This window comes from Clostridium tarantellae, assembly GCF_009295725.1.
In the GTDB taxonomy this organism is placed as follows: Bacteria; Bacillota; Clostridia; order Clostridiales; family Clostridiaceae; genus Sarcina; species Sarcina tarantellae.
In genome coordinates, this window is record NZ_WHJC01000576.1 from 1 (window position 1) to 758 (window position 758).

Consider the following 758-nt stretch of genomic DNA (forward strand, 5'->3'; position numbering starts at 1 on the left):
CCTGCTTCTGCACTTCCAAACATATCTGCTAAGGATTTATTATTTTTCTTAGCATAGTCATTCATACTATTTAATACATCCCCAAGGGATTTTCCACTTTTCATTAATTCAGGTAAGGTTTTTCCTGTAGCTTCCTTTAATGCTTTTTGTGCTACAGTTCCATTTTTACCAAGCTCATTAAACATACTATTCATATAAGTTGTAGATTCTGCTGCTTTTATACCTTTACTTGTTAACTCTGCATATCCACTAGAAAGTTGAGCCAAATTAACTCCATAAGCTTTTGCAGTAGGTACTACCTTACCCATAACTTCTGATAATTCTCCAACGGTTACTTTACCAACATTTTGAGTATTTATTAGCATATCAGAAACATTATTAACTTCACTTGCTTCTAGTCCATAGGAGTTCATTATGGTAGTTAACAAATCTAATGATTGTCCTGCTTCTGCAAATCCTGCTTTAGCTAATTTAGTAGAATTACTTACAAAATTAACTGCATCCCCTGTTTTTTGTCCTGCTGAAATAGCATCATAAACATTGTTGGCTATTTCTGTAGAACTAATGCCTGTTTGATTACTTAAGTCCATTATGCCTACTTTTAAATCCTTTAAAGGAACTTGTGTAGTATCTGCTATGGTAGAAACCTTAGCCATGCTATCTTCAAAATCAATAGCCATTTTACCTGCTACAGTACCAACTCCTACTATGCCTAAAGATACTGGCTTCATTTTATCAGAAATCTTTTCTGCCTTTTC

The 758-nt window shown here is 33.9% G+C and carries 1 protein-coding gene; it reads right to left on the minus strand.

Features of this window, described 5'->3' with window-relative positions; genetic code table 11:
- A partial coding sequence (locus tag GBZ86_RS16430) for a phage tail tape measure protein (protein ID WP_152892465.1) occupies positions 1-758 on the minus strand: 758 nt, incomplete at both ends.